Here is a 12,439-nt window from a genome sequence, read left to right on the forward strand (position 1 = left end):
CCGTTAATGTCTGCTCAGCTTAGCATAACCGGAATTATCCAAAAGTTGTGCCGGCAGACGAACGGATTCAATCGACAAGGGGAGGGCGGATAGGGCCCGGCAAGTGAAGCTGCAGAGCCGTTACTCGAGCGCCTTCTTTACATAATTCGGAAGGGCGAAAGAGGCGTAAAAAAGGTCGGGATTCATGTAGCCGTTATTCCGCCATTGCAGTCTGCGAATGTCCGCGTGCATCGGATCCCATTTTTTAGAAGCTATGACAAAACTCCAAATGCCGCCCGGAAAAACAGGCACGGCCGCCAAATAAACGCGAACGATCGGAAAAAGCTTGTTTAGATAGCGTACGGTATCCCGCATAATTTTCGGGTTATAGTAAGGCGATTCGGAATGGCAGACGAACAAGCCGTCTTCGTTCAGGGCGCGGTAGGCCAATTCGTAAAAAGCGGGCTTATACAAGGCTGTAGACGGTCCGTAAGGATCGGAGCGGTCGACGATAAGCACGTCGTAAATCGCTTTTTGCCCCTTGATCCAATGCAAGCCGTCGCGATAGATCATATGCACGCGGTCATCCAACTCGTAGATGGCAGGATTGGAGAGCCAAGTGCGGCTCACTTCCACGACGCGGGCGTCGATTTCGACGACGTCGATCCGTTTGACGTCCGTATATTTTGCCGTTTCGCGTGCGGCCCCGCAGTCCCCTCCGCCGATAATCGCCACTTTATGCGGCTCCGGATGCGTCGTCAGCGGGACGTGAGTCAGCATCTCATTGTAAATATACCCTTCCTTGGAGGTGTATTGGGGAATGCCGTCAAGCACGAGCATACGCCCGAAGCCGGCCGATTCCGCTACGCTGATTTCCTGGTAGGGCGACTGCTCGTAGTGAAGAAGCCGGTCGATTTTATAGCCGATTTCGAGCCCCATTTCCTCGACGTCGTCAAACAGCCACAGCTCCTCGCGTTCCCCTTCTTTATAGTAGCCGGTCAGATTGGTCGGTTTGATCATGGTTATTCCTCCTTTCCCTTATTCTCCGATTGCTCCGGCGCCTCGGGCTCAGTCATTCTATCGAGCAGCATCCCGTCCGAAACGGCATTTTCCCCCAACGTAAAATGCTTCATGTACTGTGACACATAGGCGCCGTAACGGCTTTCCGTTTGCATCAGCAGCTCATCTACGTAATAAACGCCTGCCGGAAGCCGGTCCAGCACTTGGGAAGCGACTGCTCCGTAAACGCCGCAGGCCACCTGAAAATATGTCGCGTTAGTCGGATAGGCCGGATAAACCTCGCTAGTAGAGAGGGAGTTGAACATATACGTTTCCTTATCGTCGTAAACGAGCAGGACGCCGACCGTATCTTCGCCGGCGAGCGGCGCTTTTTCGGGATCCAGCACGCTCATATTCCATTCCCATAAGTCGTCCTGAACGGGCAGATGCTTGCGGATCGTCTCCGTCATTTGCTCGCTGACGCGGTAAATAAAGCCGGTTTCCATCCCGTACAGCTTGCTGAGCGTAATGACTTCCTCATGCGGCATCAGACATCCCGTGAACGATTTGTCCCCGAGCCGGACGCGAAATTCCATCGCATACACATCGTCGTATATAAAAAGCGGCACGCCGCGCTGCATGAACATGGGGTAATTTAGTAGCGCTTCATCCAAGAAGCATTCCGGCGACCATGTCGTATAAATCGTTTGCGGCTTCATGCGTGAGTCGTCGGCGAAAAAGGTAGTGTCATGCTCCACGATATAGCAAGCTTTCGGCATTTTGTCCGGATTGCGGCTCATCAGCTCCAATGCCATCCACTGCACGACGCCCGGGTTCATGCCGGAGCCGACGATAGCCGTGCAGTTGCCGAACGCATTCCTTGCTTCTTCGAATCGTTCCGAGCGGCATAAAAGCGTAAAACCCTCCAGCGACGTATCTTCGTCAACGGCCGTATTTTCAAGCGCGGTATTGACGTATTTGATGCCTAGCTCGTTGCAGCAGCCGATCATTTGGACGGTATCCGCCCATGATACGTCAATGACCAGCTGTGTTCCGCTAGATTGCAAATGCTCGCGGAGTTTTGGCAAATCGGACAAATCGAACTGATGCAGAACAAATTGCTTTTTCAAATGCGGAAACAGATTGCTGTAATACGCTTTGCTTTTTTGCCGGTAGTCGACCAGGTGGATTCGGCATTGCTTCATCCAGCCGTGAATCGGATCATCACCATCCTGTGCGGCGCGTTGGAGGATGGAAAGGACCGCTTTGGCGACTCCCCCGGCGCTTCCTAGCAAAGTCAGTACCGGACGATCGGGCCTCACTGGCATTCCCTCCTTATCCATTTCCCGCGATCCGAAGCAGATCCCTTGAAACGGATTCCGGTGCTTCGCGGGCAGCCCGGAGCAGTAAATCTGATCATTCTGCTTCTCTACCATTTTATGCAGGCGGGAGAAGCTTGTTTTAATAGAAACGCACATACGCGGCAAAAAAGGCGAAACGGTTTGCCCTCTTGAACGTAGGAAAAGCTATAGTTATGTAAAAACACGTTTGGAGGAATGACGATGAAATGTCCGGTATGCCATGATGTGCGGATGAGGGAAGTGGACAAGAACGGGATTCTGATCGATGTCTGCCCGGATTGCAAGGGCGTTTGGCTGGATCGCGGAGAACTGGAAAAGCTGACCGAAGGCATGCGCGAAGTTCGTCAGAGCTACGAGCAGTGGAGCGGACGCCGCGATCATGACGATGACGACTACAAAAAGCAAACGAGACATGACGATTACAACCGCAGCGGAGACTACGGCTACAATAACCAGAACAATTACGACGGACAGCAGGGAAAATACGGGTACGGCAAGCATAAGAAGAAAAAAACGGTATTCGACGTGTTCGACGATTTATTCTAAAGTGCGAGTTCAATAAGTCGACTTATCAGCATGGCTTTTTGAACAACCTCTGTAGGGCTTTCCAAATAGGGGCGCTTCTGTCGCAAGTCACGCGGCAGGGCGTCTTTTGCCGTTTCCGGCTCCGGTTCTTTATGGTAGAATGGGAATAAGTGGGGAGGGTTAGCATGGGGAAAATTATAGGCTTTGTGCTGCTCTGGCGGCTGCTCGGCAACCCGTTACTGGCTTTGCTCGTGCTGTTCGTCATATTATATTTGCTCGACCGGCGGTTTATCGGCATCATGCCGAGCTTCGTAAAGCCTTTCAAGCGGAGCCGGAAGCTGTCGCGGCTGCGGCAGGAGCTGTCGGCGAGTCCGCATAATACGAGCGGCAAGCTGGAAGCCGCGCGGCTGCTGATCGAGAGAAAGAAATATCAAGAAGCGCTCGATTATCTCGAGCAGGTGCGTCCGATCATGGACGATTCGCCGGAAGTGATTTATGAAACGGGCTTTTGCAAGCTGAAGCTCGGCGATATCGCGGAAGGCGAAAGGCTCGTGCTGCAAAGTCTCGGCATGAACCCTCGTCTTAAATACGGGGAGCCGTATTTGCGGCTTGGCGAAACGTTCGCTTTGACCGACCCGGACAAGGCGATCGGTTATCTCGTTCAGTTTCGCACGGTACATTCCTCTTCTTGCGAAGCATATTATCGTCTCGGAAAGCTTTATGCCCAGCTTGGGCGGGGGGCCGAGGCCAAGGATGCGTTCCGCGAAACGGTGCAAATTTATCGCGGTCTGCCCAAATACAAACGGCGCTCCGAGCGCAAGTGGGCGCTGCTTGCGAAGCTTCAGCGGGGGTAGAACAGGACTTGATGACGGAATCCAAACGTATCGATTGTATGAAATGCCGGTATTATTATGTGACCTGGGACAAAAGCTTCCCGCGCGGCTGCAAGTTTTTCAACTTTAAGAGCGCGCAAATGCCGGCGATTGTCGTTCGACAGTCGTCGGGAACCCCTTGTTTGAAGTTCGAGCCCAAAGGCTGACAGGGAGCAGGTATGCTGCGAAAGAACGGACTGCCGCCGGGTTGAAGCGCTTTCTTCTATATCCTAACTTAATTTCATTCAAAGGGCGGGTGTGTCGTTTGGCATACGATTTGGGAAATGAAATGCCGGAGCTTCTGACGGAGGCGGGCGATTCTTCGGATATCGGGCGGGAGTGGGCCGTCAGACGGGCGGACATCCTGAATAGGCTGATGCGGATTAGCGGCGGTTTGCCGGAACGCGGGCCTGTAGCTTACGAGGTCATAAGCGAGACGACAGCCGGAAATCGGATCAAGCTTAGCCGAATCGTATACCGGTCGAGCTTCGGGGATCAAGTACCCGCCAATTTGCTTATTCCTGCGGCCGCGGAGCATGGCAAATGCCCGGCGGTCATCGCTTTGCATCAAACCGTTCCCGAAGGAAAGGAAGAGGTGTCGGGGATTGCGGGAGATAAAGAGCTGGCTTACGGGCTTGAGCTCGCGGAGCGCGGTTTCGTCGTATTGGCGCCCGATGTGCTTACGGCAGGGGAGCGGGTTTATCCCGGCAAGCAGCCGTTTCAGACCGCTCCGTTCCAAGACGCTTTTCCGGAATGGTCCATGATCGGCAAAATGATGACCGATCACCTGCACGGCGTCGACTTGTTATGCAGCCTTGACATCGTGGACGGCTCCCGTATCGGCGCAATCGGGCATTCGCTCGGCGGCTACAACTCCTTCTTCCTGTCCGCGGTCGATGAACGCGTAAGAGCGATTGTCGTCAGCTGCGGGTTAAGCACGTTTGCGGGCGATCCGCTTCCGTCCCGCTGGGCGCTGCGGAAGGAATGGTTTACCCATTTCCCGGCGCTGGATCTCACGCAAGGGAGAATTCCGTTCGAGTTCAACGAAATACTTGCGTTGACGTTTCCGCGTCCGGCGTTTATCTGGTATACACAGAACGATGCGATTTTCCCGCACTGGGAGGCGATCGGCAGGGCGGTCAAATCGGTTGCGGACTTGTATGGCGCAGCCGGGCATGGGGACCGGTTCACCGGGCTGATGGGCGGCGGAAAGCATGAATTCCCGCGAATGATCAGGGAACTCGCTTATGGCTGGCTGGAACAACAATTAAACGTGAAGTAATATAAAAGTCCCCCGCAGGACAGCGGCTGCCGCCGCAATGCTGTGGGGGACTTTCTATTCTCTACGCTTGTGCAGCGTGAACCCGTTCTGGCGTATACGGGGCAAGATCCGTAGAAGGCGTCTCGCCGGATGCAAGCTGACCGATCAGCTTAGCCGTAACCGGCGCTAGCAGAATGCCGTTGCGGTAGTGGCCCGTGGCGACGATCAGCCCGGGAGCGCCTGCTACGCCGCCAATATACGGCAAACCGTCCGGCGTTCCGGGACGCAAGCCGGCCCACGTCTTAAGGAACGCCGCTTCTTTGACGCACGGCAGCAGGGCTTCGGCTTTGGCGTAAACGGCGGCGATTCCGGCAGCGGTCGGCTGCTTGTCGAAGCCGACCTCGAGCTGCGTGGCGCCGATCGTAAGCGTACCGTCCTGCCGCGGAATGATGTAGCAGCCCTGGGTAAACGCGGTTTTACGTATCGGCAGCGAGGCGGGGCGTACGGCAAAGCACTGCCCTTTGACCGGGAAGAGCGGCAGCTTCAGCCCCGCTCCCTCGAGCAATTCGCCGCCCCAGGCACCAGCCGTAACGATGACCCGATCGGCGTAAAGCGGCCCCTGCGGGCAACGAACGCCGCACACGCGGCCGTTCTCGCGGATGACGCCAAGCGCCGGCATCCAAGGCATGACGCGGCATCCGGATAGCTGCAGCGCGGCTTGAAGCGATCGAGCGAGATGAAGCGGATGGATTTGATGGTCGCTCTCAAAATAAAGGCCGCCGCGCACGTTCGGCGATAAAGCAGGCTCCAGCGCGCGGATTTCGTCGGCCGACAGCCAGGAGCAGCCGATCCACGGCAGCCTGCCGCGCAGCTCCAACTCGTCGTCCTCGGTTAAAGCCGCCCGAACGATCCCTTCCGGCGTATATTGCGGCGAGATGCCGGTAAGCTCGTACAGTTCCTCCGTCCAAGGACGGTACATGCGCTGGCTTTCTTTGCACAGCTCGTAGAACGGGCCGTCATGATGGATTTCCACATGTGCGCCGAGCATGCCGGCTGCGGCGGTGGAAGCTTCCTCGTTCAGGCCGCCTTTGTCGAGCAGCGTGACGGCAAATCCCCGTTTAGTCAATTCATAAGCGATGGAACAACCGATGATTCCGCCGCCGACGACGATGGCCGATTCGCGAACCGTCATCGAAATCCCTCCTCAAATTATCCGGAAAATGTATGTGACACTTGTCTTAACGTATTGGTGAAAACATGCCGGACCGGCTCGGCCGTTCGCCGGCGCCGCTCGATGGCCGTCATTCATTGCCGTGAAACGCGATTCTCGGCGTATGGCGGCTGCCGTCCAGCCGCTCGCGGTATCGCATTGCCTGCTTGGCCGGATCCCCGTGCCCTAAAATGCCCGACATGACGGCGATGCCCGCGCAGCCGGAGGAAAGCACTTCCTCCACATTGCCGGGTTCGATGCCGCCGATGGCGATTACCGGTACCCGGGCGGCTTCCACGACTGCGGCGAGCGCCTCGATGCCGCGGGGCTCGACTCCTGCCTTCGAGCCGGTAGCAAATATATGCCCGTACAATATATAGTCGACGCCTTCGTTATGCGCCCGGGCGGCTTCCTCCAAGCTATGAACGGATAAGCCGATCAGCGTCGATGCCGGCAAAATCGCTCTTGCCAGCCGCGGGGGCAGGCTCGTATAGCCGAGCTGAACGCCGGGGGCGCCCGCTGCGGCTGCGGCATCAAGCCGGTCGTTCACAAAGATGTGCGTTTTCGGAAGCGTGCTGCGGAGCGCCGTATACCACTCGAATATTTCTTTGGCGCTGCGCGATTTCTCGCGAATATGGATAGTATCGATCACGTCCGGCGGACATGACGCCAGCTTGGATACAACCTGATCGAGCGGCTGCTTCCCCGTCGTGACCAGATGCATAACGTGCTTCGGCATTGCAAAAGCCTCCTTATCGTCAGTAGAAGGAGTATTCTCAAGCTTTACTATAGCAAGGCACGCGTTCCGCCGTCAAAAGAAAAGGTTGTGAACGTTCCTCCCGCTTCACTTGACGCTCGACTTGCGGACGGATACACTGAAAATGATAGGTTGCGCGAATAGTGACAATAGGGTCCATTTTGATAAGGAGGCTGTGCAAATGGCTACGATTCCAAGAGCGCTGACGATTGCCGGCTCCGACAGCGGCGGCGGCGCCGGCATACAGGCCGATCTGAAAACGTTCCAGATGCTCGAAGTGTACGGCATGTCCGCAATTACCGCCATTACGGCGCAAAATACGCTAGGCGTTCACGGTATTTACGATATCCCGCTGGAAGGAATCGAGAAGCAGATCGATGCCGTCATTACCGATATCGGCGTCGATGCGGCCAAAACCGGCATGCTCTCGCAGCCGGCCGTTATCGAGCTTGTCGCCTCCAAGGTAAAGCAGCACCGCTTGCCGAACCTTGTGATCGACCCGGTGATGGTTGCCAAGGGCGGCGCCGCGCTGCTGGTCGACGATGCGAAGGACGCGCTGCGCAAGCTGCTTTTGCCTCTTGCTGCGGTGGTTACGCCGAATGTGCCGGAGGCCGAGGTGCTTACCGGACAGGCGATCGCGACAATGGCCGATATGGAGCGGGCGGCACGTAAAATCGTCGATGAATACGGAGCAGGCGCCGCGGTAGTTAAAGGCGGGCATATGGACGGCGAGCCGACCGACGTGCTGTATGACGGGAAAGAGCTCTATTACTTTACGGCGCCGCGCCATGTTACACGGCATACGCACGGCACGGGCTGTACATTCTCCGCAGCGATTGCGGCGCAGCTTGCCAAGGGCATGTCCCTTCAGGATGCCGTACAAACGGCCAAACGGTTTATTTCCTTGGCGATTAGCGAAGAGCTTGGTCTCGGCGGCGGACACGGTCCGACCAATCATTGGGCTTATTGGAGAAGCGGAGAGGCGAGCAGCCTTACCTGCGATTGATTTCTTTTATGATTGGAAGAATGAGTGGAGCGGAACGTATTCAGGGAATCATTTAGGAGGAACCGTATCATGAGTTTGGGATATTTGCCGCTTAAAACGGATATTGCGATGGAATACCCGATGCAGGCCGTCACGCTTGTCGTCGTTATGGCTATTACATTCGCAGCCGTTGTCATTTGGGCCAAATACAAAAAACGGAAAAGAAGGTAAAACGCCGCCATGTATTATGTCGATCAGCAACAAATTGAGCAGAGGCTGAATTTCATCTCTTCGGTCATTGAAGCCTGCGAGCAGCTTCCGGCTGCATGGGAAGACGATCGTTTGCTTGTCCGGTTCGCACAGGAGCGCGCGCTGCATCTGGCGATCGAAACGGTCACGGATATCGGCAGCTTGATGATAGACGGGTTTATTATGCGGGAGGCAAGCAGCTACGAGGATATTATCGATATTCTTGCCCAGGAGCAAGTGTTCGGCGGGGAGACTGCTGCAACCTTGAAGGAGCTCGTTAAGCTGCGCCGGCCGCTCGTGCAGGATTACGTTTCCTTCGAGCGCAGCGAATTGAATCCGCTCGTCCGGCAGCTGCCCGGAGTGTTGCACAAGTTTACCGAGGATGTTCGCGCTTTTATTCAAAAAGAGCTGCTATAGCTCGAGCTTGACCTGAAAAGCTTGATTCGCTTGCCATAGCGATCAGGCTTTTTTTCTCGGCGAAACATTTCATTGACAATGATAATGATAACTATTATCATCAAAGTTGTCGAATATGCGAGCCGGGAGTGACGGAAGCGATGAAAAAAATCAAATACTGCTGCAGGAATTTGAAAAACGGTGCAAAACCGGTTTATAAATCGCTGAAAGCCGAGTTTCCCGAAATCAAGCATAAGAAACGGGATTGCCTTGGCTGCTGCAGGCTTTGCTCGAAGCAATGCGTCGTTATGGTCGGCAAGAAAGAGACGCTTTGCGCCGCTACCCCCGAACTGTTATACAAACAGCTGAAGGAGCTAATCGGCTGACGATTGGCAGGAAAATCGCAAGGCGATGCCGGACGGGATCGTCTTTTTTGTTTAAACGTCATGGTTCATTCGATCGAAATATGAGATTTGTTCCGTCCTTGGGTTGAATTTCCCGTCGCATAACTGGTAATCTTATACTTGAGGACAACGAATCGATCATAGAGTAGAAAGGTTGTGGCAATGATGTTGAAAGAACCGCTGACTTCGTCTTTGAACGAGCAAATGAATTTCGAGTTTTATTCCGCCCACGTGTATATGGCCATAGCCGGGTACTGCTCCGCAGAAAGCTTGGACGGCTTCGCCAACTTCTTCATCGTACAAGCGGAGGAAGAACGGTTTCATGCGATGAAAATATACAAGTATTTGAACGACCGCGGAAAACGGGTGGAGTTTACCGGCTTCGACGCTCCGAACAATTCTTATAACTCGGTGCTTGAGGCATTCGAGCACGCGTACGAGCACGAGCAGGAAGTAACGAGACGCATTTACCATCTCTCCGATTTGGCTATGAACGATCGCGAGCATGCGACGATCCAGTTTCTGAAATGGTTCATCGACGAGCAGGTTGAAGAGGAAGCGATGTTCGACAGCATTATCAATAAGCTGAAGCGGATCGATAAGGACAGCAACGCCTTTTTCATGCTGGATACGGAATTTTCCCAGCGGACGTTTACAGCGCCAACCGAATAAAACGAGCGAATCAAGGATTGGCCGCCTGCATCGTGCAGAGCGGCTTTTTTGAAATTTATATGTTTCACAATGATATTTCATCGGTAAACGCGTCTGTCCTTAAGCGTATGCTTACGAAGTCGCTTTCTTCGAAAGCGTTTAGGACGGCGAAGCCGTTTATCCTTGATTTGTCAGAAAAATATATCGTGGAAATGGCTCTAAATCTCGGTAAACGCCAGCGTCAAAGACACCGGCAGGCGGTTATCCTTGTGTCGATGCGCCTATTTTCCATACTTAGTTGTTTCTTAATTTACTTATTACCGCAAATACGCTACAATGTCGTTACAACTGGTACTTTTGGCGTAGACTTGCCTGAGGGAAACGGTAGGACGGTTTCCTGCGGATATTGGCTGATTGAAGGATGCAGCTTTTTTGGCGAAAAGCTCGTTTACGCTTACGATGCAGCTTTTTTGCGGAAAGCTTAGAGGTGAGAACAGATGAACAATGACCACGAATCTTCGACACGTAAAGTGTTGCTTAACATGATGAAAACAAGGGGAGCGCTCAGTGTCGGCGAAATGGCGAAGGAGCTGCGTATAACGGAAATGGCGGTTCGCCGTCATTTAAATACGCTGGAGCGGGACGGTCTGATCGAGACGAAGCTGAGCAGACAGGCGATGGGACGGCCGACCCACTTATACTCGCTAACGATGCTTGCAGACGACCTTTTTCCTAAAAACTACCACCATCTGACGCTCGATTTATTGGGAGAGCTTGAAGCCGAGGAAGGCTCCGATATGATCGGACGTTTATTCGAACGGCGCAAGGAGAAGCTTTTTGCCAAATACGGCGAGCGAATGGAGGGCAAGGCGCTCCCGGAACGCGTTACGGAATTGGCGGACATCCAGAATAAGAACGGATATATGGTACAGCTGGAGCGTCAGGACGAAGGAGAATTTGTGCTGACGGAATATAATTGTCCGATCGCCCAGGTAGCCGGGCAGTATAATGAGGCATGCCAGTGCGAGCTGACGTTGTTCGAGAAGCTGCTTGACGCCGATGTCGAGCGGACGGAATGCTTGACCAAAGGCGGAGCCAAATGCACCTATGTGATCCGTAAAGCGAATCAAAAAACGTCGCCGTAAGCGGCCTTACCTAAACACCCCCGACCGGGGGTGTTTTTTGTAAAGTCTCAGAATGACGGCGTCTAGTGTTAAAAGCGTAATAGTATAAAACGGACTCATGGTATACTGTTGCTAACGATCAATTCAATGACGGAGGAATTATTCCATGAGCATACTGAACAGGCTATCGTCCCAAACAGGGGACCGCACGGAGCAATCGAATCGCGAGGCGGCTGCTGAATGCGTGCATAATCCGGAGCTGCTGAAAGAAATAGCCGGTGCACTGACCGGGAAAAATACCGCTCTTGTCGGCGATTGCGCCGAGGTCATGACGATGACGGCGGAGAAACGTCCCGAGTCGGTTTCCCCGCATATCGACGCTCTTGTGCCGCTATTGGCTCATAAGACGACGAGAGTCAGATGGGAGGCAACGCATGCGATCGCATACGTCGCTCGGTTCGTTCCCGAACAAATGAAAGCGCTGCTCCCTCGATTGGCGGAAATGATTCGCAAAGACACAAGCACGATCGTTCGCGATTATTCGATTGACGCGGTAGGGAATGCTTCAAGCATTGGCGAAGCTTATGCCGAAATCGCGTTTCCGATTCTTAAGGAAGCGTTAACTGCCTGGGACGGCAAGCATGCAGGACGCGTGCTGGCAGGGCTCGTTCAAGTGGTGAAAAGCAAACCGGCGCTCTCGCTTGAAGTCTTGCAGATCGGCACGGAATACGCGGATCATGCGAAGCCGGTCGTGCGGAAGGCGGCCAAAAAGCTTGTGGAAGAAGCGAAGCGATAGATGGTTTGACGATATCGGCTTCATGTGATAGAATTTTCTGACATTTTATTGCTCCCGCATTCGAGCGTTTCTAGGCAATCGCTCTCTTCATAGATCATCCTAAAAAAGGAAGGTGATCATATGCAGATCGAGTTTTTCGGAAGGCTTCTGTTCGCCGGCGTTTGCGGCGCCTTAATCGGGTACGAGCGCAAAAACCGGATGAAGGAAGCGGGAATTCGGACGCATTTTGTCGTGGGCATCGGTGCGGCTTTGATGATGATCGTGTCCAAATACGGGTTCCAGGACGAGCTCGGCAAAGAAGGAATCGCGCTCGACCCGTCCCGGATCGCGGCCCAGGTTGTAAGCGGCGTGAGCTTTCTCGGAGCCGGCATGATTTTTCTGCAGCGTCAAACGATCAAGGGGCTTACGACTGCCGCCGGCATTTGGACGACCGCGGGGATGGGGCTGGCGATCGGAGCCGGGTTGTACTGGGTCGGAATCGGGGTGACGCTTCTCCTGTTAGCAGGACAAAAGCTGCTGCACGGGCCGTTCGGCTGGCTGGCGACACCGAAGGTGGAGCAGATCAGGCTGATGGTTGCAGACGAGTCCGGCGTTGTCGAGGGCGTCCGCAAGCTGCTGTCGGATAAAAACATCGCGGTTGTCAGCTTCCATGCCGAGAAGCACGAAAAGACGGAAGCGGATATCGAGCTTCACATGTCGATCAAGCTGCCGAATTCGTATGGAATCGACCAGCTGCTTTTGTTAATACAAGACAGTCCTGCCGTTAAGGCCGTAGAATTGAAGTAGCGATCGATAAAAGCACGATAAAAAGCATCCGGTTTCCCGAGCGGGAAATTCGGATGCTTTTTATCATGCCTGTCTACGTAGAAG

General features: G+C 54.1%; 17 protein-coding genes. 13 read left to right on the top strand and 4 right to left on the bottom strand.

Annotation, left to right across the window (positions count from 1 at the left end; genetic code table 11):
- Nucleotides 1-120 precede the first annotated feature (120 nt).
- Both speE and DQG23_RS22530 read right to left on the bottom strand, forming a co-directional pair.
- Nucleotides 121-999 (bottom strand): polyamine aminopropyltransferase, encoded by an 879-nt coding sequence (gene speE / locus DQG23_RS22525; protein ID WP_113033144.1) that lies wholly within the window; start codon nucleotides 997-999, stop codon nucleotides 121-123.
- 2 nt (nucleotides 1,000-1,001) lie between these two features.
- Complete coding sequence (locus DQG23_RS22530) at nucleotides 1,002-2,300, bottom strand: saccharopine dehydrogenase NADP-binding domain-containing protein (RefSeq protein WP_238177984.1); 1,299 nt, start codon at nucleotides 2,298-2,300, stop codon at nucleotides 1,002-1,004.
- 240 nt (nucleotides 2,301-2,540) lie between these two features.
- Between DQG23_RS22530 and DQG23_RS22535 the strand changes: the two genes are divergently transcribed.
- From DQG23_RS22535 to DQG23_RS22550, 4 genes are all read left to right on the top strand, one after another.
- The gene (locus tag DQG23_RS22535; protein ID WP_113033145.1) at nucleotides 2,541-2,885 is read left to right on the top strand and encodes a TFIIB-type zinc ribbon-containing protein; all 345 of its coding nucleotides are present in this window, start codon (nucleotides 2,541-2,543) and stop codon (nucleotides 2,883-2,885) included.
- Between the two features lie 164 nt (nucleotides 2,886-3,049).
- The gene (locus DQG23_RS22540) at nucleotides 3,050-3,718 is read left to right on the top strand and encodes a tetratricopeptide repeat protein (protein WP_113033146.1); all 669 of its coding nucleotides are present in this window, start codon (nucleotides 3,050-3,052) and stop codon (nucleotides 3,716-3,718) included.
- A gap of 11 nt (nucleotides 3,719-3,729) precedes the next feature.
- Nucleotides 3,730-3,903: a uracil-DNA glycosylase gene (locus DQG23_RS22545; RefSeq protein WP_113033147.1), complete on the top strand. Its 174-nt coding sequence runs from the start codon at nucleotides 3,730-3,732 to the stop codon at nucleotides 3,901-3,903.
- 98 nt (nucleotides 3,904-4,001) lie between these two features.
- Entirely contained in the window at nucleotides 4,002-5,018 is a 1,017-nt protein-coding gene (locus tag DQG23_RS22550; protein ID WP_113033148.1) for a dienelactone hydrolase family protein, read from the top strand.
- Nucleotides 5,019-5,079: 61 nt separating this feature from the next.
- Here DQG23_RS22550 and thiO read toward each other — a convergent pair whose 3' ends face one another.
- Both thiO and DQG23_RS22560 read right to left on the bottom strand, forming a co-directional pair.
- Nucleotides 5,080-6,189 carry a glycine oxidase ThiO gene (gene thiO / locus DQG23_RS22555; protein WP_113033149.1) on the bottom strand — a complete coding sequence of 370 codons (1,110 nt, stop codon included), beginning with the start codon at nucleotides 6,187-6,189 and terminating at the stop codon, nucleotides 5,080-5,082.
- A gap of 109 nt (nucleotides 6,190-6,298) precedes the next feature.
- Nucleotides 6,299-6,946 (bottom strand): thiamine phosphate synthase, encoded by a 648-nt coding sequence (locus tag DQG23_RS22560; RefSeq protein ID WP_113033150.1) that lies wholly within the window; start codon nucleotides 6,944-6,946, stop codon nucleotides 6,299-6,301.
- Between the two features lie 199 nt (nucleotides 6,947-7,145).
- Here DQG23_RS22560 and thiD point away from each other — a divergent pair, with 199 nt between their 5' ends.
- The 9 genes from thiD to DQG23_RS22600 all read left to right on the top strand — a co-directional run bounded on the left by thiD (nucleotide 7,146) and on the right by DQG23_RS22600 (nucleotide 12,355).
- Nucleotides 7,146-7,970, top strand: coding sequence for a bifunctional hydroxymethylpyrimidine kinase/phosphomethylpyrimidine kinase (gene thiD, locus DQG23_RS22565; protein WP_113033151.1), 825 nt, complete (start codon nucleotides 7,146-7,148; stop codon nucleotides 7,968-7,970).
- Between the two features lie 69 nt (nucleotides 7,971-8,039).
- Nucleotides 8,040-8,180 (top strand): hypothetical protein, encoded by a 141-nt coding sequence (locus DQG23_RS42225; protein WP_158560648.1) that lies wholly within the window; start codon nucleotides 8,040-8,042, stop codon nucleotides 8,178-8,180.
- A 9-nt stretch (nucleotides 8,181-8,189) separates the two neighbouring features.
- A complete protein-coding gene (locus tag DQG23_RS22570) occupies nucleotides 8,190-8,615 on the top strand; it encodes a DUF86 domain-containing protein (RefSeq protein ID WP_113033152.1) in 426 nt (141 codons plus the stop codon).
- A gap of 140 nt (nucleotides 8,616-8,755) precedes the next feature.
- Nucleotides 8,756-8,980 carry a DUF1450 domain-containing protein gene (locus DQG23_RS22575; RefSeq protein ID WP_113033153.1) on the top strand — a complete coding sequence of 75 codons (225 nt, stop codon included), beginning with the start codon at nucleotides 8,756-8,758 and terminating at the stop codon, nucleotides 8,978-8,980.
- Nucleotides 8,981-9,163: 183 nt separating this feature from the next.
- The gene (locus DQG23_RS22580) at nucleotides 9,164-9,670 is read left to right on the top strand and encodes a ferritin (protein ID WP_192894621.1); all 507 of its coding nucleotides are present in this window, start codon (nucleotides 9,164-9,166) and stop codon (nucleotides 9,668-9,670) included.
- A 17-nt stretch (nucleotides 9,671-9,687) separates the two neighbouring features.
- The gene (locus DQG23_RS22585) at nucleotides 9,688-10,134 is read left to right on the top strand and encodes a hypothetical protein (protein WP_113033154.1); all 447 of its coding nucleotides are present in this window, start codon (nucleotides 9,688-9,690) and stop codon (nucleotides 10,132-10,134) included.
- Nucleotides 10,135-10,146: 12 nt separating this feature from the next.
- Nucleotides 10,147-10,794 (top strand): helix-turn-helix transcriptional regulator, encoded by a 648-nt coding sequence (locus DQG23_RS22590; protein ID WP_113033155.1) that lies wholly within the window; start codon nucleotides 10,147-10,149, stop codon nucleotides 10,792-10,794.
- A gap of 145 nt (nucleotides 10,795-10,939) precedes the next feature.
- Complete coding sequence (locus DQG23_RS22595) at nucleotides 10,940-11,569, top strand: hypothetical protein (RefSeq protein ID WP_113033156.1); 630 nt, start codon at nucleotides 10,940-10,942, stop codon at nucleotides 11,567-11,569.
- A gap of 120 nt (nucleotides 11,570-11,689) precedes the next feature.
- Nucleotides 11,690-12,355: an MgtC/SapB family protein gene (locus DQG23_RS22600; RefSeq protein ID WP_113033157.1), complete on the top strand. Its 666-nt coding sequence runs from the start codon at nucleotides 11,690-11,692 to the stop codon at nucleotides 12,353-12,355.
- Nucleotides 12,356-12,439 lie beyond the last annotated feature (84 nt).

The sequence above is a fragment of the Paenibacillus contaminans genome, assembly GCF_003285015.1.
Classification (GTDB): domain Bacteria; phylum Bacillota; class Bacilli; order Paenibacillales; family NBRC-103111; genus Paenibacillus_V; species Paenibacillus_V contaminans.

What these genes read in the sequence shown, in the direction of transcription:
- speE (WP_113033144.1), bottom strand. Translation starts at nt 999, where the DNA reads ATGATCAAACCGACCAATCTGACCGGCTACTATAAAGAAGGGGAACGC.
- DQG23_RS22535 (WP_113033145.1), top strand. Translation starts at nt 2,541, where the DNA reads ATGAAATGTCCGGTATGCCATGATGTGCGGATGAGGGAAGTGGACAAG.
- DQG23_RS22540 (WP_113033146.1), top strand. Translation starts at nt 3,050, where the DNA reads ATGGGGAAAATTATAGGCTTTGTGCTGCTCTGGCGGCTGCTCGGCAAC.
- DQG23_RS22545 (WP_113033147.1), top strand. Translation starts at nt 3,730, where the DNA reads ATGACGGAATCCAAACGTATCGATTGTATGAAATGCCGGTATTATTAT.
- thiO (WP_113033149.1), bottom strand. Translation starts at nt 6,189, where the DNA reads ATGACGGTTCGCGAATCGGCCATCGTCGTCGGCGGCGGAATCATCGGT.
- DQG23_RS22560 (WP_113033150.1), bottom strand. Translation starts at nt 6,946, where the DNA reads ATGCCGAAGCACGTTATGCATCTGGTCACGACGGGGAAGCAGCCGCTC.
- thiD (WP_113033151.1), top strand. Translation starts at nt 7,146, where the DNA reads ATGGCTACGATTCCAAGAGCGCTGACGATTGCCGGCTCCGACAGCGGC.
- DQG23_RS42225 (WP_158560648.1), top strand. Translation starts at nt 8,040, where the DNA reads ATGAGTTTGGGATATTTGCCGCTTAAAACGGATATTGCGATGGAATAC.
- DQG23_RS22570 (WP_113033152.1), top strand. Translation starts at nt 8,190, where the DNA reads ATGTATTATGTCGATCAGCAACAAATTGAGCAGAGGCTGAATTTCATC.
- DQG23_RS22575 (WP_113033153.1), top strand. Translation starts at nt 8,756, where the DNA reads ATGAAAAAAATCAAATACTGCTGCAGGAATTTGAAAAACGGTGCAAAA.
- DQG23_RS22580 (WP_192894621.1), top strand. Translation starts at nt 9,164, where the DNA reads ATGTTGAAAGAACCGCTGACTTCGTCTTTGAACGAGCAAATGAATTTC.
- DQG23_RS22590 (WP_113033155.1), top strand. Translation starts at nt 10,147, where the DNA reads ATGAACAATGACCACGAATCTTCGACACGTAAAGTGTTGCTTAACATG.
- DQG23_RS22595 (WP_113033156.1), top strand. Translation starts at nt 10,940, where the DNA reads ATGAGCATACTGAACAGGCTATCGTCCCAAACAGGGGACCGCACGGAG.
- DQG23_RS22600 (WP_113033157.1), top strand. Translation starts at nt 11,690, where the DNA reads ATGCAGATCGAGTTTTTCGGAAGGCTTCTGTTCGCCGGCGTTTGCGGC.